Raw genomic sequence first — 19,148 nt, 5'->3', positions numbered from 1 at the left:
CGGTCCTCCTTCCTGCCACGCGCTTCCTGTCAGCACAGCGCGTCGAGCTTCTCTTTCAGCAGGGCATTGACCTGCTGGGGGTTGGCCGTGCCCCGCGAGGCCTTCATCACCTGGCCGACGAAGTAGCCGATCATCTTGCCGCGCTTGTCGGGCTCGGCGTCACGGTACTGGGCCACCTGGGCGGGACTGTCCGCGATCACCTGGTCGATCATCGCCTCGATGGCGCCGGTGTCGGTGACCTGCTTGAGGCCCTTGGCCTCGATCACCTCGTCGGCGGAACTGCCCTCGCCATGCCACAGGGCCTGGAAGACCTGCTTGGCGGCCTTGCCGTTGATGGTGCCGTCGATGACCCGGGCGATGAGTTCGCCGAGTTGCCGTGCCGAGACGGGGCTGTCCTCGATCGGCAGACCTTCACGGTTCAGGGCACCGGAGAGCTCGCCCTGTACCCAGTTGGCGGCCTGCTTGGCATCGCCGCAGACGTCCCTGACCTGCTCGAAGAACTCGGCCATCGCGCGGCTCGCCGAGAGCACGCCGGCGTCGTAGGCCGAGAGGCCCAGCCCCTCCTGGAAGCGGGCCCGCTTGGCGGCGGGCAGTTCCGGCAGGGTCTCGCGCAGGTGGTCGACGTAGGCCTGGTCCAGCACCACCGGCAGCAGGTCGGGGCAGGGGAAGTAGCGATAGTCGTTGGCCTGCTCCTTGGTGCGCATGCTGCGGGTCTCGTCCGCCTCGGGATCGAACAGGCGGGTCTCCTGCACCACCTCGCCGCCGTCCTCGAGCAGCTCGATCTGGCGTTCCACCTCGTACTCGATGGCCCGCTCGACGAAGCGGAAGGAGTTGACGTTCTTGATCTCGGCGCGGGTGCCGAAGGCCTCCTGGCCCCTGGGGCGAACGGAGACGTTGACGTCGCAGCGCATCGAGCCCTCGGCCATGTTGCCGTCGCTGATGCCGAGGTAGGTCACGATGGAGTGGATCGCCTTGAGGTAGGCCGCGGCCTCCCTGGCCGAGCGCATGTCCGGCTCGGAGACGATCTCGAGCAGCGGCGTGCCGGCGCGGTTGAGGTCGATGCCGGTCATGCCGTGGAAGTCCTCGTGGAGGGACTTGCCGGCATCCTCCTCGAGGTGGGCATGGTGCACGCGGACGGCCTTGGTGCCGCCGTCCTCCAGGGTGATCTCTACCTCGCCGGGACCCACGATGGGGTGGTACATCTGGCTGGTCTGGTAGCCCTTGGGCAGGTCCGGGTAGAAGTAGTTCTTGCGGTCGAACACCGAGATCTCGGGGATCTCGGCGTGGATGCCCAGGCCGAACTGCACGGCCATGGCCACGGCGGCCTCGTTGAGCACCGGCAGCACCCCGGGCATGCCCAGGTCGACGGCGCAGGCCTGGCTGTTGGGCTCGGCGCCGAAGGCGGTCGAGGCGCCGGAGAAGATCTTGGAGCGGGTGGCGAGCTGGACGTGGACCTCCAGCCCGATCACGGTTTCCCATTGCATCACAGGGTCTCCTCGGCGAGGGCGGGACGACGCAGGTGCCAGTCGGTGGCCTGCTGGAACTGGTGGGCGACGTTGAGCAGCCGGGCCTCGGCGAAGTGGGTGCCGAGGATCTGCAGGCCCACCGGGCGACCGCCCACGAAGCCGGCCGGCACGCTGATGCCGGGGATTCCCGCCAGGTTGATGGCGATGGTGTAGATGTCCTGCAGGTACATCGAGACCGGATCCTTCTTCGCCCCCAGGTCGAAGGCCGGGGTCGGCGAGGCCGGGCCCATCAGCACGTCGAACTCGTCGAAGGCGTCGAGGAAGTCCTGGCGGATCAGCCGGCGGACCTGCTGGGCCTTCTTGTAGTAGGCGTCGAAGAAGCCCTCGGAGAGGGTGTGAGTGCCCATCAGGATGCGGCGCTGGACCTCCTCGCCGAAGCCCTCGGCGCGGCTGCGCTTGTAGAGGTCGGTCAGGTCGGCGGGCGCGTCGCAGCGGTGGCCGAAGCGCACGCCGTCGTAGCGTGCCAGGTTGGACGAGGCCTCCGCCGGGGCGATGACGTAGTAGGCCGGGATGGCGTAGTGGGTGTGCGGCAGGCTCACCTCCCGCACGGTGGCGCCCAGCGACTCGTAGACGCGGATCGCCTCGCGCACGGCGCGCTCCACGTCCGGGTCGAGGCCCTCCCCGAAGTACTCCGTCGGCAGGCCGATCTTCAGTCCGGACAGCGGGGCGGCGAGCTCCTCGGTGTAGTCGGGTACGCCCCGGGCCACGCTGGTGGAGTCGCGGGGGTCGTGGCCGGCGATGGCGCCGAGCAGCCGAGCGCAGTCCTCGGCCGTGCGCGCCATGGGGCCGGCCTGGTCGAGGCTCGAGGCGTAGGCGATGATGCCGTAGCGCGAGACGCGGCCGTAGGTGGGCTTCAAGCCGGTGATGCCGCAGAAGGCGGCCGGCTGGCGGATCGAGCCCCCGGTGTCGGTGCCCATGGCGGCGGGTACCAGGCCCGCCGCCACGGCGGCGGCGCTGCCCCCGGAGCTGCCGCCCGGCACGGCGCTGCCGTCCCAGGGGTTCTTCACCGGGCCGTAGAAGCTGTTCTCGTTGGACGAGCCCATGGCGAACTCGTCCATGTTGGTCTTGCCCAGGCTCACGGTGCCGGCGGCCTTGAGCTTCTCGACCACGGTGGCGTCGTAGGGGGCCACGAAGTTGTCGAGCATCCGCGAGCCGGCGCTGGTCTTCACGCCGGTGGTGCAGAAGATGTCCTTGAGCGCCAGCGGCACCCCGGCCAGTGGGCCGGCTTCGCCCCGGGCGCCATCGGCGGCGTCGGCGGCGGCGAGGGCCTGCTCCGGTGTCACGGTGATGAAGCTGTTGAGGTCGCCGTCGTGGCGCTCGATGCGCGCGAGCAGGCTCTCGGTGAGCTCGCGGCTGGAGAACTCGCCGGCCGCGAGGCCGGCGGCGAGTTCCGTCAGTGTCTTGTCATGCATGGGCCCTGGGCTCCGTGATGGCTTGCCGGTAACGGATGGGAGTGGCGCGGATCATTCGACGACCCGGGGGACCAGGTAGAGCCCCTGCTCCACCGCCGGGGCGCAGCGCTGGAACTGGTCGCGCTGGTCGGCCTCGGTGACCTCGTCGGCGCGCAGCCGCTGGGTGGTCTCCAGCGGGTGGGCCAGGGGGGCGACGCCCTCGGTATCCAGGGACTGGAGCTGGTCGACCATCTCCAGGATGCGGCCCAGGTCGTCAAGGTAGTGGGCGGCCTCGTCGTCGTTCAGGCCGAGCCGGGCCAGGTGGGCGGCCCTGAGAACGTCTGCGTGTTCAAGCGCCATGATCGGGTGTCCTCGAGAGGGGGTGGGTCATGGAAACGACCGCAGAAGGTACCACATCCGCCGCTCGGCTGGCAGGCCCAAGAAAGCCGGGCGGCGCGGGTCTTCTGCTTGCTGCTGGGGGGAGGCGGTGATACCGTTTGCGTCCGCACTGGGTTCCCGGACTGCACTAGGTAACGACTCCATGTTCAAACGTTTGAGGGGGCTGTTTTCCAGCGATCTATCGATCGACCTGGGGACGGCCAATACGCTGATTTATGTCCGCGGCCGCGGCATCGTGCTCGATGAACCGTCCGTCGTGGCGATTCGCCAGTCCGGCAACATGCGCAGCGTGGCAGCGGTGGGTGCCGATGCCAAGCGCATGCTCGGCCGGACCCCCGGCAACATCACCGCCATCCGCCCGATGAAGGACGGCGTCATCGCCGACTTCACCGTCACCGAGCAGATGCTGCAGTACTTCATCCGCAAGGTTCACCAGAGCACCTTCCTGACGCCGAGCCCCCGCGTGCTGGTCTGCGTGCCCTGCATGTCGACCCAGGTCGAGCGACGGGCCATCAAGGAGTCCGCCGAGGGCGCCGGGGCCCGCGAGGTCTTCCTGATCGAGGAGCCCATGGCCGCGGCCATCGGTGCCGGCCTGCCGGTCGACGAGGCCCAGGGCTCCATGGTGGTCGACATCGGTGGCGGCACCAGCGAGATCGCCATCATCTCGCTCAACGGCGTGGTCTACTCCGAGTCCATCCGCGTCGGCGGCGACCGCTTCGACGAGGCGATCATCGCCTACGTGCGTCGCCACTACGGCAGCCTGATCGGCGAGGCCACCGCCGAGCGCATCAAGGAGGAGATCGGGTGCGCCTACCCCGGTGGCGAGCTGCGCGAGATCGACGTTCGCGGCCGCAACCTGGCCGAGGGCATCCCGCGCAGCTTCACCCTGAATTCCCACGAGATCCTCGATGCCCTGCAGGAGACCCTGGGCTCCATCGTCGCCGCGGTGAAGAGCGCCCTGGAGCAGTCGCCGCCCGAACTGGCGTCCGACATCGCCGAGCGCGGCCTGGTGCTGACCGGTGGCGGGGCGCTGCTGCGTGACCTCGACAAGCTGATTGCCGAGGAGACCGGCCTGCCGGTCATCGTCGCCGAGGATCCGCTGACCTGCGTGGCCCGGGGGGGCGGCAAGGCCCTCGAAATGATCGACCAGCACACCTTCGAGCTGCTGTCCAGCGACTGACGGAGGCGCTGGCCTGATGCAGGGGGTCGATCATTAAACCGCTGTTCTCGCACGGACCGCTGCCCGGCTATCGCATGCTGCTGTGTGCGATGCTGGCCGCGGCGCTGATGTTTGCCGATGCGCGCTTCACGCGCATGGAACCCGTGCGGGCACAGCTGTCGACCCTGGTGGCGCCGATCCAGTGGGTGGTGAGCCTGCCCAGCGATGTCCTCAACTGGGGGGCGCTGGCCCTGTCCGAGCAGCGTGCCCTGGTGGACGAGAACCGCCGCCTGCGCGAGCAGATCCTGACGCTCTCGCATCGCGTCCAGCGCATGGCCAGCCTGACGGCCGAGAACGTGCGGCTGCGCGAGCTGCTCTCGGCCACCCGCGAGCGGGACATCCCCTACATCACCGCCGAGCTGCTGTCGCTGGACCCCGACCCCTTCACCCACCAGATGGTGATCGACCGGGGGCGCCGGGACGGGGTCTACGTCGGCCAGCCGGTGCTGGATGCGTCCGGGCTGGTCGGCCAGGTCACCGCGACCTCGGCCTATTCCAGCCGGGTGCTGCTGCTGGCCGACGCCAGTCATGCCCTGCCGGTGCAGGTCAATCGCAACGGGCTGCGCTTCGTCGTCCAGGGGGTCGGCAGCTATGACGCCCTGAACGTGACCCACGTGTCCGACACCTCCGATATCCGCGAGGGCGATCTGCTGACCACCTCGGGGTTGGGCGGTCGCTTCCCGCCGGGCTACCCGGTGGCCCGGGTCTCGGCGGTGATCCACGACCCGGGCCAGCCCTTCGCCCGCGTCACCGCGGCGCCGGTGGCGCAGCTGGAGCGGTCCCGCCACTTCCTGCTGCTGTTTCCGCCCGCCCCGCCCGCGGCGCCCCCCGAGGGCGAGCTGGCCGCCCCGGCCCTGGAGGCGGCCCGGGCCGTGGGCGGGGCGCCGGCCGACCAGGAGATGCGCTGATGGCCACGTCCTCTCCCGCCAACCTGCTGTGGATCTGGTTCACCCTGCTGCTGGCGCTCTGCCTGCAGGTGATGCCGCTGGCCGATGGCTGGCAGGTCTGGCGTCCCGACTGGCTGGGCCTGATGCTGATCTACTGGTGCATGCGCGCCCCGCTCAAGGTGGGGGTCTTCCATGGCTTCGTGCTCGGCATCCTGGTGGACCTCATCGAGGGCGCGCCGCTCGGGCAGAATGCGCTGCTGCTCTCGCTGCTGGCCTTCCTCTGCGCCCTGGTCTATCCGCGCTTCCGGGCCTACTCGCTGATCCAGCAGGCGGTGCTGATCTTCGTGCTGCTGGGCGTGGTCCAATTGGCCGAACAGTGGCTGCGCACCCTGTTCGGGCCCTTCCTGATGCACCTCTCCTTCCTGATCCCGGCCCTGATCGGGGCGCTGCTGTGGCCCTGGCTGACGACCCTGTTCGAGGCGCTGGGGCGTCGGCGCGTCCCCGACTGACCCGCCTGTCACTAGCCCTGGAGCTGCCATGACCCACGACCCCGTGCTGTGCCTGGCCTCGGCCTCACCGCGCCGCCGCGACCTGCTCGCCTCGATCGGCGTGGCGGTGGAGGTGCGCCCCGTGGACATCGACGAGACCCCGCGGCCTGAGGAGCCGGCCCGGGACTACGTGGTTCGCTTGGCCCGGGAAAAGGCCCTAGCCGGCGCCCGCCTCACGCCGCTGCCCACCCTGGGCTCGGACACCGCCGTGGTGCGGGACGGCGAGATCCTCGGCAAGCCGGCGAACCGCGAGCAGGCCGCTGCCATGCTGCGTTCGCTCTCCGGCCGCTGCCACGAGGTGCTCACCGGCGTGGCGGTCACCGGCCCCGCCGGGGTGCTGGCGGCGTGCGTGACGACCCGTGTCTTCATGCGCGAGATCCAGGAGGCGGAACTGGCGGCCTACTGGGCCAGCGGGGAGCCGGCCGACAAGGCCGGTGGCTATGCCATCCAGGGCCTGGCCGCGGTGTTCGTCGAGCACATCGAGGGCAGCCACTCGGCCGTGGTGGGCCTGCCGCTGTTCGAGACCGCGGACCTGCTGGCCCGCCAGGGCGTGCCGCTCTGGAACCTGGCCTAGGGCAGGGGCGCCGTTGGCCATGGAGCGGGACGATGTGATTCCGCGCTATGTCATAATGGCGACAGACTCTTTCTGGACAAGGAATTCCGCATGAGCGGTGAAGTACTCATCAACCTGACGCCGATGGAAACCCGCGTCGCCGTGGTGGAGAACGGCGTGCTGCAGGAGGCCTTCATCGAGCGGGCCCGACGCCGGGGGATCGTCGGCAACATCTACAAGGGACGCGTGGTGAGGGTGCTGCCCGGCATGCAGGCGGCCTTCGTCGACATCGGCCTCGATCGGGCCGCCTTCATCCACGCCCATGAGGTGATGCCGCCGGGGACCCCGGCCGACGAGCAGGTCTCGATCGCGGCGCTGCTCCACGAGGGCCAGGCCCTGGTGGTGCAGGCCACCAAGGACCCCATCGGCTCCAAGGGCGCGCGGCTGACCACCCACCTCTCGGTGCCCTCGCGCTACCTGGTCTACATGCCCGACTCCCCCCATCACGGGGTCTCCCAGCGCATCGAGGACGAGACGGAACGCGAGCGGCTGCGGGGCCTGGTCGAGGCGGCGAGCGCCGAGCAGCAGCTGGAGGTCACCGGCGGCTTCATCGTGCGCACCGCCGCCGAGGGCGTCACCCTCGAGGAGCTCTCCTCCGACATGCACTTCCTGTTGCGCCTGTGGCGGCGGGTGAGCGAGCGCAAGGTGACCGCGCCGGCCCCCAGCGTGGTCTACGACGACCTGCCGCTGTTCATGCGCACCCTGCGTGACGTGATGCGCGACGACATCGAGAAGGTGCGCATCGATTCCCGGGAGAACTTCGTCAAGCTGATCGAGTTCGCCCAGGAGTTCATGCCCGCGGCGGTGGAGCGCATCGAGCACTACGCCGGCGAGCGGCCCATCTTCGACCTGTTCAGCGTTGAGGACGAGATCCAGAAGGCTCTGGGGCGCAAGGTGCAGCTCAAGTCGGGAGGGTATCTCGTCATCGATCCCACCGAGGCGATGACCACCATCGACGTCAACACCGGTGGCTACGTCGGCCATCGCAACCTCGAGGAGACGATCTTCAAGACCAACCTCGAGGCCGCCACCGCCATCGCCCGCCAGCTGCGGCTGCGCAACCTCGGCGGCATCATCATCATCGACTTCATCGACATGGACGAGCCCGAGCACCAGCGCCAGGTGCTGCGCATGCTCGAGAAGTCGCTGGAGCGCGATCACGCCAAGACCAAGTGCACCGGCGTCACCGAACTGGGCCTGGTGCAGCTGACCCGCAAGCGCACCCGGGAGAGCCTGGAGCAGACCCTCTGCGAGGCCTGCCCGACCTGCGCGGGGCGCGGCACCCTGAAGACGCCGGAGTCGGTCTGTTATGAGATCTTCCGCGAGATCCTGCGCGAGGATCGGGCCTACAGCGCCGAGACCTATGCCGTGCTGGCCTCCCAGGCGGTGGTGGATCGCCTCCTCGACGAGGAGTCCGCCGCGGTGGCGGACCTGGAGGAGTTCATCGGCAAGACCATCCGCTTCCAGGTCGAGACCCACTACTCCCAGGAGCAGTACGACATCGTGCTGATGTGAACCCATGTCCACGACCCGTCTCGTCACTCGCTGGCTGTTGACCCTGGTGGCCGTGCCGCTGGCGCTGCTGGCGGTGCTGGTCCTGGCGCTGCGCCTCCTGCCGCTCCTGCTGGACGAGCAGACGGCGCCCCTGGAGCGCCTGCTCTCCACCCGGTTCAATGCCGTGGTGGAGCTGGACGGGATGGCGGCGGGGCTGGCACGGCTCGACCCGCACCTGGCGATCGACGGCCTGCATATCCGCTCCCGGAAGGGGCTGGGGCAGGTCCCGCTGCTCGAGGTGGAACAGGCGCAGCTGCGGCTGGATACCCTCGCCAGCCTGGCCACCGGCATGCCGAGGGTGGCCGAGGCTCGCGTGCAGGGGGTGACCGTCCACCTCTATCAGGATGAGGCCGGGCGCTGGCAGTGGCCGGCGCCCGCAGAACTGCCTCCCGAACTGGTCCCCGAGACCACCTTCGACCTCGATCGCCTCGACTTCTGGGTGGGCATGCTGCTGCAGCAGAGTGCCTGGGTCGAGAACGTCAGCCTGGTCCTGCACGGCCGCAAGCAGCGTGCCGTGCTGACGGCGCCCCGTCTGGTGATGACCGGCGACGATCGCCGCACACACCTCGAGGGCGAGGTGATGGTGGAGGGGCAGCAGGAACATGTCATCCGGGCGGTGATGGAGCTGGTTCCCGGCCCGTCGGGGCTCGGGGACTTCAGTGCGGCGCTGCAGGCGGACATGCGACTCAAGAGCCTGCTGGGGCTCTCCGAGGTGCTGGGCTACGGGGATGATCTGCGCCTGGAGACCGCCAGCGGCGATGCGCGCCTCTGGGGCCGCTGGCACGCCGGGGCCCTGGCCGACCTGCGCGTCGACCTGGAGGCGCCCCTGCTGGCCCTGCAGCAGCCGGCATCGGCCGGCGACGAGGCGCCCCCGGCCGTGGTGCTCAAGCAGGTGGCGGCCCGTGCCCAGTGGCTGCGCGGGGAGGACGGCTGGCAGGCCTGGATGCAGGGGGATGCGAACAGCGCCGACTGGGCCCGGCCCGAGGGCGAGGCCGAGGCCGCGGGGCCGGCCGTGCCGCGCTTCTGGCATGTGCGCAGCCAGGAGGACGGCTGGTGGCTCAACACCAGCGAGTTCGACCTGGGAGCCCTGGCCGCCTGGCGAGATCGGTTGCCGCTGCCGGAGGCCCTGGCGCGGGTGATCGACAGCCTCGACCCGCGGGGCCGGGTCACCGGGCTGGGGCTGGGCCGGGAGGGCGGCCACTGGCTGGCCCGGGCGTCGGCGACCGAGGTAGCCGTCTCCCCCTGGGAACAGGCCCCCGGCGGCGGCCCCCTGAACGTCTGGGTGGAATCCCGGGACCTGTCGGGCCACGTCGAGTTCGCCGGCACCGACAGCGAGCTTCACTTTCCCCGGGTATTCGGCGCGCCGATGTCCCTCGCCCGGGCCAGCGGCGTGATCGACTGGGCCTATGACGGCCCGCGCAGCTTCGTCAGCGGGCGGGACCTCGAGGTCGAATGGAACGGGGCGCGGATCGAGGGCGACTTCGGGCTTTCGATCGGCGGCGAGCGTCGCGGTGGTTTCGGGCTGCAGCTCGACTTCGCGGACGTGGACGCCGTCGGCACGCCGCTCACCGACTGGCTGCCGGTGGGCATCCTGGGCCCGGCGCTGACCGACTGGCTGGCCAATGGCGTGGCCGGCCGGGTGCCCGAGGGTTCGCTGCGCCTCCATGTTCCCCTGGCCCGGGAGGGGGAGCACATCGAGTCGGCCATGCAGCTGGCCCTGGACATCGAGGAGGGACGCCTGCCCTTCGCCCCCGGCTGGCCGGCCCTCGAGGGGGTCAGCGGCCGCCTCGAGATGGACGACGGGATGCTGACCGCGCGGGTCGACGCCGCCGAGAGCCTCGGGGTCGAGGCCGAGGCGGGGCAGGTGACCCTCGAGGGGCAACGGCTCTCGGTGAGCGGCGAGCTCGCGGCCTCCGGCGACGCCCTGCGCCGCTACCTGCGGGCGCTGCCCGTCGAGGGCATGGAGGCGGTCGACACCTGGCGGGCTGAGGGCGAGGCGACCGGCACCCTGGACCTGGCCCTCACGCTGGACGAGCCCGGCTCCCTGGCGCTGGATATCGAGACCGAGGCGACGCTTGGGCGACTCGTCCATGAGCCCCTGCAGCTGACGTTCCGTGACCTCCAGGGGCCACTGGCCTGGCGACAGCGCGGGGAGCAGGGCGGCCTGGAGGGGCGGCTGATCGGGCAGGCGCTGGGCGGGCCCCTGGTCGCCGAGATCGACACCCTTGCCGGCGGACTCGACCTGTCCGGCACGGCCGAGGCCCCGGCCCTGGCCGCCTGGAGCGGCATGCCGGCCCTGGACGCCCTTATCGATGGCCGGCTGCCGTGGCAGGGGCGACTGTCGATCGGTGACGAGGGCGCCTCGCTGCGACTCGACAGCCGGCTGGAGGGGCTTTCCATCGCGCTGCCGGAGCCGGTCGGCAAGGCGCACGAGGCCGCGCGCTCCCTGCAGCTGACCGTCGACCTGACCGATGATCGGCTCGAGGGCCGTCTGGGCGATCGGATGGGACTGCGCTGGCGCGCGCGCGACGGCGTGGGCCAGGGCCAGGTGTGGCTGGGGCGCCTGACGGCGCCGGACTGGTCCGGGCGGCCTGGCTGGCAGGCCGAGGCCTACCTGCCGCGCCTGCCGGTGGACCAGTGGGGAAGCGCCCTGTCGCCGCTGCTCGCGGCCGCGGAAGGCGCCCCGGGAGGGGGAGGCGCGTCGACGTCGCTCTCCTCGCTGTCCGTCGAGACCGACTGCCTTCAGGTAGAGACGCGCTGCCTGGGGTCGCTGGCCCTGGACGGGCGTGCCGACGGCGGCGGCTGGCGGCTGGGCCTGGACGGCAGCCTGGCCAGCGGTCGCCTGAGCTACCGGCCCGCCCAGTCGCCCCCCCTGGATATCGACCTCGATCGACTGTCGCTGGATGCCCTGGTGCCCCCCGCGACCAGCAGCGGCCAGCTGCTGGATGAAGTCGCGGTGCCTGCCGAGGCCGCGCCGCTGCCGGAGGGGCTCGCGGCGTTGCCGAGCGGTCGGCTGCGCATCGCCGAGCTGGCGTGGCGGGGACAGCGGGTCGGTCCCTTCGACGGGCAATGGCGGTCGGCGAAAGACCGCCTGACGGTCGACCCCCTGGCGTTGACCCTGGGGGAGATCATCGCCCGCGGCAGCCTGGTGTGGGAGGCAAGCGGGCCCGGCGACAGCCTGACCCGGGCACGTCTCGATCTGGAGGGCAGTGATCTGGGCAGCGCACTGACGGTGCTGGACCAGCCCGTGGCCGTGCAGAGCGACGAGACCCGGGTGAAGAGCCAGCTCGCCTGGCCCGGGGCCCCCTGGCAGTTCGCCCTGTCGCGGTCCCAGGGCAGCCTCGAGGTCGAGCTGCGCGACGGCCGCTTCGTCAATGTCGAGTCTCCCTCGGCCCGGGTCATCGGGCTGCTCAACGTCGACAACCTGCTGCGCCGCCTGAGGCTCGATTTCTCCGATGTCACCGGCCAGGGGACCGCCTTCGATCGTGTCAGCGGTGCCGCCACCCTGTATGGTGGGGTACTGGAAACCCGTGGTCCGGTGGAGATCGAGGGGCCCGCGACCCGCTTCACCCTGGATGGCAGCGTCGACCTGGCGCGCCGGGAACTCGACCAGCGTCTGACGGTCATTGTCCCGGTCAGCAACAACCTGCCGCTGGCAGCGGTGCTGGCCGGCGCCCCGGTGGTGGGCGGTGCCCTGTTCATCGCCGACAAGCTGTTCGGGGATGCCATCGACCGCGTGACCCGAATCCACTATCGCGTGCAGGGCCCTTGGACCTCGCCGCGGATCGCTCTGGAAAGTGCCGAATGACATCACAGACTCACGACATGCTCGACGAGGCCTCCGCCCTGCTGCTGACCCCGGGCGGCCTCGACCTGGCGGCCCTGGAGACCGGGCTTGGCCATGCCATGGGCCGTGGCATCGACTATGCCGACCTCTACTTCCAGCGCAGCTGGCACGAGGGCTGGGTGCTGGAGGACGGCGAGGTCAAGGAAGCCAGCTACAACATCGACGGCGGCGTCGGTGTCCGGGCCCTGGCCGGCGAGAAGACCGGCTTCGCCTATTCCAACCAGATCAACGCCGACGCCCTGGCCGAGACCGGTCGCACGGCTGCCGGCATCGTGCGCAGCGGCGACCGCCTGGCGGTCGCCCCGGGCGTGGCCATGACCGCCTCGGCGCGCTATGCCGGGGTCGACCCGCTCTCCGGCCTCTCCGCCGAGGACAAGATCGCCATGCTCAAGCTGGCCGATCGGGTGGCGCGGGCGGCCGACCCCTCGGTAGCCCAGGTCAGCGCCTCGCTCACCGGTGTCCACGAGGTGGTGCTGGTGCGGGCCAGCGACGGCACCCTGGCGGCCGACATCCGGCCCCTGGTGCGCTTCAACGTCAGCGTGATCGCGGTCAGGAACGGCCGGCGCGAGCGCGGCAGCGCCGGCGGCGGCGGCCGCTTCGCCATGGCCCGGCTGCGCGACGACAACGTGGCCGAACGCTATGCCACCGAGGCGGTCCGCCAGGCGCTGGTCAACCTGGAGGCCGTCGACGCCCCGGCCGGCCAGATGCCGGTGGTGCTGGGTCCGGGCTGGCCGGGCATCCTGCTCCACGAGGCGGTGGGGCATGGCCTGGAGGGCGACTTCAACCGCAAGGGCAGCTCGGCCTTCGCGGGGCGCATTGGCCAGCAGGTCGCCTCGAGGGGAGTCACGGTGGTCGACGATGCCACCCTGGCGGACCGTCGCGGCTCCATGACCGTCGACGACGAGGGCACGCCGGGACAGTGCACCCCCTTGATCGAGGACGGCATCCTGACCGGCTACATGCAGGACAAGCTGAACGCCCGGTTGATGGGCATGGCGCCCACCGGCAACGCCCGGCGAGAATCCTTCGCCCACCTGCCGATGCCCCGCATGACCAATACCTACATGCGCGCGGGGAACGACGACCCCGCCGAGATCATCCGGAGCGTCAAGCGGGGCCTCTACGCGGTGAGCTTCGGCGGCGGCCAGGTGGACATCACCTCGGGCAAGTTCGTCTTCTCGGCGAGCGAGGCCTACCTGATCGAGGACGGCAGGATCACCGCCCCGGTGAAGGGCGCGACCCTGATCGGCAACGGTCCCGAGGCCATGGGCCGCGTCTCGATGATCGGCCATGACATGGAACTGGACACCGGCATCGGCGTCTGCGGCAAGGAGGGGCAGGGCGTGCCGGTGGGCGTCGGCCAGCCGACGCTGAAGCTCGACGAGCTGACGGTGGGCGGCACCCAGTCCTGAGCCAGACAAGGGGGTTGCTGTTCTCAGGAGGCCCCGGACAGGCCCCGAGAAGTGAAAGGTTTACAACCCCGCGGTATCGCGGATCAGGCGGAACAGGCGCCGGGCGTTGGTCGGCGGCTTGCCCTGCTCGCGCTCGCGGCGGGCGTTCCGGATCAGCTGGCGCAGGGCCTGCCGCTCGACGTCCGGGAACTCGGCCACGAAGGCCTCCACGGCGTCGTCGCCTTCCGCGATGAGCCGGTCGCGCCACTGCTCGAGGCGGTGAAAGGCATGATCGCGGCGCAGCGTCTCGTTCTCGATCTCGTCGAACACCGCCTGGATGCCCTCGAGGTCCTCGCCGCGCATCAGCTTGCCGACGTACTGCATGTGGCGGCGGCGGGCCTCGCGGGCCTTGATACGCCCGGCCTCCTCGACGGCGGCCAGCAGGTCGTCGGAGAGCGGGAAGCGGGCGCGCTGGGCATCGCTCATGGCGATGATCTGTTCGCCGAGCTGCTTCAGGGCCTGCATCTCGCGCTTGATCTGGGACTTGCTGGGCCGCTCGTCGGCCGGGGAGAGGTCATCCTGGGTCATGCGGGTTCCACATCGTCGGGGTCGAATTGCGCGCCAGTATATCAGCCCGCGGCACGGGGCTGGACAATGCACCATCTTGAAGGCCGGCGCCATGGCCGGCCGACTGAGGAGAGACGTTCATGACACAGGCTTTCGATGCCGCCGCCCAGCAGGCCCTGCTGGAGAGTCGCGCCCGGATGGCCCTGGACTTGGCCCGCCAGCTCGGGGCCGACGCCTGCGAGGTGGGGGCCAGCGTCGATCAGGGCGTCGGCGTCAGCGTCCGCGAGGGCGAGGTGGAGACGGTCGAGCTGTCCCGGGACCAGGGGATCGCCATCACCGTCTACGTGGGGCAGCGCAAGGGCACGGCCTCCTCCAGCGATGCCGGCGAGGCCTCGGTGCGTGCCGTGGTCGAGAAGGCCCTGGCGATCGCCCGCCACACCGGCGAGGACCCGGCCTCGGGCCTGGCCGACGCGGCGCTGATGGCCACCGACCTGCCCGACCTCGATGTGCACCACCCCTGGCCGCTCTCCATCGACGAGGCCACCGAGCTCGCCCTGCGGTGCGAGTCGGCCGGGCGCGGCATGGCGGGCATCAAGAGCTCCGACGGGGCCAGCCTCTCCAGCGGCGAGGGGGTGCGCGTCTACGGCAACAGCCACGGTTTCCTGGGCAGCCAGCGCGGCAGCCGTCACTCGCTCTCCTGCATGTTGATCGCCGAGGACGAGAACGGCATGCAGCGCGACTATGACTACACCAGCGCCCGCGACCCCCGCGACCTGGTTGCCGCCGAGGCGGTAGGCGAGAGCGCCGCCCGGCGCACCCTGCGTCGCCTCGGCGCCCGCCGCCCGGCCACCGGGCGTATGCCCGTGCTCTTCGACCCGACCCTGGCCAGCGGCCTGGTCGGCCACCTGATGAGCGCCATCGCCGGCGGGGCGCTGTTCCGCGAGGCCTCCTTCCTCTGTGATCGCCTGGGCGATGCGCTCTTCCCCGAGTGGTTCAGCCTCGGCGAACGCCCCATGGAGGTCGGGGCCATGGCGAGTTCGCCCTTCGACAACGACGGCGTGCAGACCCGCGACAACGTCTTCATCCGGGACGGTCGCCTGGAGAGCTACATGCTCTCGGCCTACAGCGCTCGGCGCCTCGGCCTGACCACTACCGGCAATGCCGGCGGGGCCCGCAACCTGCGCATCACAGCGCCGCTTCAGAGCCGCGAGGACCTGCTGGCGCGCATGGAGCGCGGCGTGCTGGTCACCGAACTGATGGGGCAGGGCGTCAACGGTGTGACGGGAGACTACTCGCGCGGGGCGGCCGGCTTCTGGGTCGAGAACGGACGGATCCAGCATCCGGTGGAGGAGTTCACCATCGCCGGCAACCTCGAGACGATGTTCCAGGGGCTAGTGGGCGTGGGGGACGATACCGATACCCGCGGCAGCATCCATACCGGCAGCTGGCTGGTCGACGAGATGATGGTGGCCGGCGGCTGACCGGCCCCGGGCCCGCAGCGGGCCCGGGCTCAGGCATCCTCGTCGAAGCGGGCCTCGAAGAGCGCGGTGATGGCCTCGAGGGCCGCCTCGGCGTCCTCGCCCTCGGTGTAGACCTCGAGCTCGGTGCCGCAGGGCGCGGCGAGGATCAGCAGCGACATGATGTTGCCGGCATCGGCCTCCTGGCTCCCCCGGTGCACGGTGACCCGCGCATCGAAGGGCCGGCAGCACTGCACCAGCTTGGTGGCGGCCCGGGCGTGCAGGCCACGCCGGTTGGTCAGGGTCAGCTTGCGTTTCGGCACGCGTCAGGTTCCTTCCTGTAGCGGGTCGTTGCCGTCCGTCTCGTCCTCGGCGGGGAGGTTGACCTGCATCCCCAGCTCGCGGTGGCGCAGCCGGATGCCGGCATGCCGCTTCGCCAGGTGGTCGGCCAGTCGCTCGGCCAGGTAGACCGAGCGATGCTGTCCCCCGGTGCAGCCGATGGCCACGGTGAGGTAGCTGCGCTGGCTGGCCTGGTAGCGGGGCAGCCAGCGTTCCACCCAGGCGAGGATGTCGTCATGCATCTCGGTGACGACCGGGTAGCTGTCGAGGAAGGCGATGATGCTGGCATCCCGCCCCGTGGCGTCGCGCAGGGCCGGATCCCAGTAGGGGTTGGGCAGGCAGCGGGCGTCGAAGACGATGTCCGCGTCCAGGGGCACCCCGCGCTTGAAGCCGAAGGACTCCACGGTCAGGGTCATCTGCTCCGCCCGATGGCCCGCCACCTGGTCGGTGATGCGCCCCCGGAGCTCGTGCACCGAGAGCCGCGTGGTGTCGATGACCAGGTCGGCGAGATCGCGAATCTCCGAGAGCGCCTGCTCCTCGGAGTCGATGGCCTCGGCCAGGGTCATGTCGCTGCCGCGGGTGAGCGGGTGACGGCGGCGGGTGTGGGAGTAGCGCTCCAGCAGGATCCGGGCATCAGTGGTCAGGTAGACCACCTGGCAGTCCACGTTGCGTGCGCGCAGATCGTGCAGGAGTTGCGGAAAGCGTTTCAGGGCCTCCGGCAGGTTGCGGGCATCGATGCTGACGGCCATCGAGGAGCGCACCGTGCGGTCATCCTGTAGCTCGTCCACCAGCGAGCCCAGCAGCATCGCCGGCAGGTTGTCGATGGCGTAGTAGCCGAGGTCCTCCAGCGCCTGCAGCGCGATCGACTTGCCGGAACCCGACCGGCCACTGATGATCACGAGCTGCATGCGGGTCTCCTGGCTGGGGGACGGGCCGGGGGGCAGGGAGGGCTCAGCCTCCCTGGCTGCCGGTCGGGGCCTGTTGTCGGATCGCCTCCATGAGGTGCTCATGGAGCTCGCGCTGGCTTGAGCTGTGCCGCAGCCGGGCCCGGGTATCGGCGTCGTTCATCACGCCGGCGACCTGGCCGAGCAGGGCGAGGTGGGCCTCGTCGGCCTCCTCGGGGACCAGCAGCACGAAGACCAGGTCCACCGGTTCCCCGTCGATGGCATCGAAGTCCACCGGCTCAGCCAGCTTGAGGAAGCCAGCGATGGGGGCCTTGCAGTGCGGGTTCCGGGCATGGGGAATGGCGACCCCGTTGCCGATGCCGGTGCTGCCCAGCCGCTCCCGGCCGATCAGTCGGCTGAAGACCTCCTGGCTGTCGAGGCTGGGCGTGTTTTGGGCGATGAAGGTGCTGAAGAACTCCAGCACCCGCTTCTTGCTTCCCCCCGGCACATCGAAGAGGGTGCGCTCGGGGGGCAGGATGGCGTCCAGTGTCATGACGGGATCAGCGAGCGCCGGCGCCCTGGGCGCGGGCCTGTGCCTTTTCCTTGTGCTTCACCAGCTGACGGTCGAGCTTGTCGGCCAGGGCATCGATGGCGGCATACATGTCACTCTCCATGGCTTCGGCATGGAGGTCAGCACCGGCGGCATGCAGGGTGCAGGCGGCCTGCTGGCGTTCCTTCTCCACGGAGAGGGTGACCTGCACATTGGTGATGTTGTCGTAGTGACGCTCGACGCGGGTCAGTTTTTCCTGCACATAGTCACGCAGTGCGTCGGTCAGTTCCACATGATGGCCGGTGATGTTGACTTGCATGACACGCTCCTTGCTCTTGCGGGGTGTGGCTCGATTGTAACCCTTTTTGCCGTCCTGCATACCCCTTCGCCCCGGGGGATTGGAGCTCCCCGTGAACGGCGTCATTTCAATCGCTTGCGTTCGGGTCAATAGGCGGCAGGAGGGCGCTTGAGGGCGTCGCGGGGGATCGTTCAACGCAACCGCTTGCGCTCGCTGGAGGAGGGGATGCCCATCGCCTCGCGATATTTCGCCACCGTGCGGCGCGCGACGCTGATGCCGGCTTCCTCGAGCAGCGCGACCAGCCGGCTGTCGGAAAGCGGCTTGCGCGGGGGCTCGTCCTGGATCAGCTTGCGGATCCGGGCGCGGATGGCGGTGCTGGAGTGGGCGTCGCCCTCGCCGTTGCCGCCCCCCACCTGGCTGGAGAAGAAGTACTTGAGCTCGAACATGCCGCGCGGGGTATGGATGAACTTCTGGGTGGTGACCCGCGAGATCGTCGATTCATGCATCTCCACGACCTGGGCGATATCGGCCAGGATCAGCGGCTTCATGGCCTCCTCGCCATGCTCCAGGAAGTCGATCTGTCGCACCATGATCTCGCGGCCCACCCGCAGCAGCGTGTCGTTGCGGCTGGAGAGGCTCTTCATCAGCCAGCGCGCTTCCTGCAGGTGGTCCTTGAGGAACTGGTTGTCGTCGCTCTTGTCGGCGCGTCGGATCAGGGCGGCGTAGTCGGGCTGGATGCGCAGGCGCGGCATGGCCTCGGGATTGAGTTCCACCTGCCACCCCTCGCGGGTATGACGCGCGACGAGGTCGGGGATCACGTAGTCGCTGTCGCTCTCGGTGAAGGCGCTGCCGGGGCGAGGATCCAGCGAGCGCACCAGGTCGATCACCGTGTCGAGGGCCGCGTCGTCGAGGCCGAGCCGGCGCTTGAGCAGGCGGCGGTCGTCGCCCGCGAGCGCCTCGAGGAACTGGCGAACCAGGCGGCGGGCCTGGGGCAGCAGGGGCGTGTCATCGGGCAGGGTGGCCAGCTGCAGCAGCAGGCACTCGCGCAGGTCCCGGGCGAAGACGCCGGTGGGCTCGAACTGCTGGAGGCGCAGGAGCACCTGCTCGACTTCCCGGCTCCTCAGGCCCGCGAGGCCTTGGGTCCTCAAGCCGTCCCGGATCTCTTCCAGGGGCTGGGTGAGATAGCCGTCGCCGTTGATGCTGTCGATCAGGCTCTCGGCGATGCGCATCTGGCGCTCGTCGAGGTCGGTCATGGCCAGCTGCCAGGCCAGGTGGCCCTGCAGGCTCTGGCCCGACGCCTGGCGTTCGAAGTCGGGGCCCTCGCCGCTGCCGCCGGCGGGGGCGGTGCCGAGGTCCTGGTAGGTGTCGGACCAGTCGCTATCGGTGGTGAGTTCCTCGGGGATCTCGCTGGCCCAGTCGTCGTCGGGCGTCTCGCTCACCGCCTGTTCGCCGAACTCGTCCTCGACGTCCAGCAGGGGGTTGGACTCCAGCGCCTGCTGGATCTCCTGGCGAAGGTCCAGGGTCGAGAGCTGCAGCAGGGCGATGGCCTGCTGCAGCTGGGGCGTCATGGTCAGCTGGGTGCCGACGCGAAGCTGCAGGGAAGCCTTCATGGCCATGAGAGGAGTTCCCCCGGCGTGCCGAAAACCCCTACCCTAGCCCCTGCCCGAGGGGGTTGCAA

At 70.2% G+C, this 19,148-nt stretch carries 17 protein-coding genes; 8 read left to right on the top strand and 9 right to left on the bottom strand.

Annotated elements, in window-relative coordinates; all coding sequences use genetic code 11:
- Positions 1-29: 29 nt before the first annotated feature.
- From gatB to gatC, 3 genes are read right to left on the bottom strand one after another with little or no spacing between them, the layout of a single operon-like run.
- Positions 30-1,484 (bottom strand): Asp-tRNA(Asn)/Glu-tRNA(Gln) amidotransferase subunit GatB, encoded by a 1,455-nt coding sequence (gatB, locus tag BOX17_RS02030; protein WP_071941832.1) that lies wholly within the window; start codon positions 1,482-1,484, stop codon positions 30-32.
- Positions 1,484-2,938 carry an Asp-tRNA(Asn)/Glu-tRNA(Gln) amidotransferase subunit GatA gene (gene gatA, locus BOX17_RS02025; protein WP_071941831.1) on the bottom strand — a complete coding sequence of 485 codons (1,455 nt, stop codon included), beginning with the start codon at positions 2,936-2,938 and terminating at the stop codon, positions 1,484-1,486. The genes gatB and gatA overlap by 1 nt, the downstream gene beginning before the upstream one ends.
- A 51-nt stretch (positions 2,939-2,989) precedes the next feature.
- On the bottom strand, positions 2,990-3,277 hold the full coding sequence (gene gatC / locus BOX17_RS02020) for an Asp-tRNA(Asn)/Glu-tRNA(Gln) amidotransferase subunit GatC (protein WP_071941830.1): 288 nt from the start codon (positions 3,275-3,277) through the stop codon (positions 2,990-2,992).
- A gap of 181 nt (positions 3,278-3,458) precedes the next feature.
- On the opposite strand from gatC, the gene BOX17_RS02015 reads away from it, so the two are divergent.
- The 7 genes from BOX17_RS02015 to tldD all read left to right on the top strand — a co-directional run bounded on the left by BOX17_RS02015 (position 3,459) and on the right by tldD (position 13,396).
- Positions 3,459-4,496 carry a rod shape-determining protein gene (locus BOX17_RS02015; protein ID WP_071941829.1) on the top strand — a complete coding sequence of 346 codons (1,038 nt, stop codon included), beginning with the start codon at positions 3,459-3,461 and terminating at the stop codon, positions 4,494-4,496.
- 29 nt (positions 4,497-4,525) lie between these two features.
- On the top strand, positions 4,526-5,443 hold the full coding sequence (gene mreC, locus BOX17_RS02010; protein ID WP_071941828.1) for a rod shape-determining protein MreC: 918 nt from the start codon (positions 4,526-4,528) through the stop codon (positions 5,441-5,443).
- Entirely contained in the window at positions 5,443-5,931 is a 489-nt protein-coding gene (gene mreD / locus BOX17_RS02005) for a rod shape-determining protein MreD (RefSeq protein WP_071941827.1), read from the top strand. Before mreC ends, mreD begins: the two co-directional genes overlap by 1 nt.
- A gap of 28 nt (positions 5,932-5,959) precedes the next feature.
- Positions 5,960-6,544, top strand: coding sequence for a Maf family protein (locus BOX17_RS02000; protein WP_071941826.1), 585 nt, complete (start codon positions 5,960-5,962; stop codon positions 6,542-6,544).
- 90 nt (positions 6,545-6,634) lie between these two features.
- Positions 6,635-8,098 (top strand): ribonuclease G, encoded by a 1,464-nt coding sequence (gene rng / locus BOX17_RS01995; protein ID WP_071941825.1) that lies wholly within the window; start codon positions 6,635-6,637, stop codon positions 8,096-8,098.
- Positions 8,099-8,102: 4 nt separating this feature from the next.
- Entirely contained in the window at positions 8,103-11,945 is a 3,843-nt protein-coding gene (locus tag BOX17_RS17215; protein ID WP_071941824.1) for a YhdP family phospholipid transporter, read from the top strand.
- Positions 11,942-13,396, top strand: a complete 1,455-nt coding sequence (tldD, locus tag BOX17_RS01985) for a metalloprotease TldD (RefSeq protein WP_071941823.1) — start codon at positions 11,942-11,944, stop codon at positions 13,394-13,396. The genes BOX17_RS17215 and tldD overlap by 4 nt, the downstream gene beginning before the upstream one ends.
- A 60-nt stretch (positions 13,397-13,456) precedes the next feature.
- Here the strand turns inward: tldD and yjgA are convergent, their stop codons facing one another.
- Positions 13,457-13,963 (bottom strand): ribosome biogenesis factor YjgA, encoded by a 507-nt coding sequence (yjgA, locus tag BOX17_RS01980; RefSeq protein WP_071941822.1) that lies wholly within the window; start codon positions 13,961-13,963, stop codon positions 13,457-13,459.
- Between the two features lie 119 nt (positions 13,964-14,082).
- Between yjgA and pmbA the strand changes: the two genes are divergently transcribed.
- Positions 14,083-15,423, top strand: a complete 1,341-nt coding sequence (gene pmbA / locus BOX17_RS01975; protein WP_071941821.1) for a metalloprotease PmbA — start codon at positions 14,083-14,085, stop codon at positions 15,421-15,423.
- Positions 15,424-15,452: 29 nt separating this feature from the next.
- On the opposite strand, the gene BOX17_RS01970 is transcribed toward pmbA, so the two are convergent.
- The 5 genes from BOX17_RS01970 to BOX17_RS01950 all read right to left on the bottom strand — a co-directional run bounded on the left by BOX17_RS01970 (position 15,453) and on the right by BOX17_RS01950 (position 19,086).
- Positions 15,453-15,722, bottom strand: a complete 270-nt coding sequence (locus BOX17_RS01970; RefSeq protein WP_071941820.1) for an HPr family phosphocarrier protein — start codon at positions 15,720-15,722, stop codon at positions 15,453-15,455.
- Between the two features lie 3 nt (positions 15,723-15,725).
- Entirely contained in the window at positions 15,726-16,646 is a 921-nt protein-coding gene (gene rapZ / locus BOX17_RS01965; RefSeq protein WP_071941819.1) for an RNase adapter RapZ, read from the bottom strand.
- A 43-nt stretch (positions 16,647-16,689) separates the two neighbouring features.
- Positions 16,690-17,175 (bottom strand): PTS IIA-like nitrogen regulatory protein PtsN, encoded by a 486-nt coding sequence (gene ptsN, locus BOX17_RS01960; protein ID WP_071941818.1) that lies wholly within the window; start codon positions 17,173-17,175, stop codon positions 16,690-16,692.
- 7 nt (positions 17,176-17,182) lie between these two features.
- A complete protein-coding gene (gene hpf, locus BOX17_RS01955; RefSeq protein WP_071941817.1) occupies positions 17,183-17,491 on the bottom strand; it encodes a ribosome hibernation-promoting factor, HPF/YfiA family in 309 nt (102 codons plus the stop codon).
- Between the two features lie 170 nt (positions 17,492-17,661).
- Complete coding sequence (locus tag BOX17_RS01950; protein ID WP_071941816.1) at positions 17,662-19,086, bottom strand: RNA polymerase factor sigma-54; 1,425 nt, start codon at positions 19,084-19,086, stop codon at positions 17,662-17,664.
- Positions 19,087-19,148 lie beyond the last annotated feature (62 nt).

This window comes from Halomonas aestuarii (assembly GCF_001886615.1).
In the GTDB taxonomy this organism is placed as follows: domain Bacteria; phylum Pseudomonadota; class Gammaproteobacteria; order Pseudomonadales; family Halomonadaceae; genus Halomonas; species Halomonas aestuarii.
This window is presented reverse-complemented; position numbering and strand designations above follow the sequence as displayed.

Coding starts and splice junctions, on each gene's coding strand:
- tldD (WP_071941823.1), top strand. CDS start 11,942: ATGACATCACAGACTCACGACATGCTCGACGAGGCCTCCGCCCTGCTG.
- rapZ (WP_071941819.1), bottom strand. CDS start 16,646: ATGCAGCTCGTGATCATCAGTGGCCGGTCGGGTTCCGGCAAGTCGATC.
- hpf (WP_071941817.1), bottom strand. CDS start 17,491: ATGCAAGTCAACATCACCGGCCATCATGTGGAACTGACCGACGCACTG.
- BOX17_RS01950 (WP_071941816.1), bottom strand. CDS start 19,086: ATGGCCATGAAGGCTTCCCTGCAGCTTCGCGTCGGCACCCAGCTGACC.
- mreD (WP_071941827.1), top strand. CDS start 5,443: ATGGCCACGTCCTCTCCCGCCAACCTGCTGTGGATCTGGTTCACCCTG.
- ptsN (WP_071941818.1), bottom strand. CDS start 17,175: ATGACACTGGACGCCATCCTGCCCCCCGAGCGCACCCTCTTCGATGTG.
- pmbA (WP_071941821.1), top strand. CDS start 14,083: ATGACACAGGCTTTCGATGCCGCCGCCCAGCAGGCCCTGCTGGAGAGT.
- gatB (WP_071941832.1), bottom strand. CDS start 1,484: ATGCAATGGGAAACCGTGATCGGGCTGGAGGTCCACGTCCAGCTCGCC.
- gatA (WP_071941831.1), bottom strand. CDS start 2,938: ATGCATGACAAGACACTGACGGAACTCGCCGCCGGCCTCGCGGCCGGC.
- BOX17_RS17215 (WP_071941824.1), top strand. CDS start 8,103: ATGTCCACGACCCGTCTCGTCACTCGCTGGCTGTTGACCCTGGTGGCC.
- gatC (WP_071941830.1), bottom strand. CDS start 3,277: ATGGCGCTTGAACACGCAGACGTTCTCAGGGCCGCCCACCTGGCCCGG.
- rng (WP_071941825.1), top strand. CDS start 6,635: ATGAGCGGTGAAGTACTCATCAACCTGACGCCGATGGAAACCCGCGTC.
- yjgA (WP_071941822.1), bottom strand. CDS start 13,963: ATGACCCAGGATGACCTCTCCCCGGCCGACGAGCGGCCCAGCAAGTCC.
- BOX17_RS02000 (WP_071941826.1), top strand. CDS start 5,960: ATGACCCACGACCCCGTGCTGTGCCTGGCCTCGGCCTCACCGCGCCGC.
- BOX17_RS02015 (WP_071941829.1), top strand. CDS start 3,459: ATGTTCAAACGTTTGAGGGGGCTGTTTTCCAGCGATCTATCGATCGAC.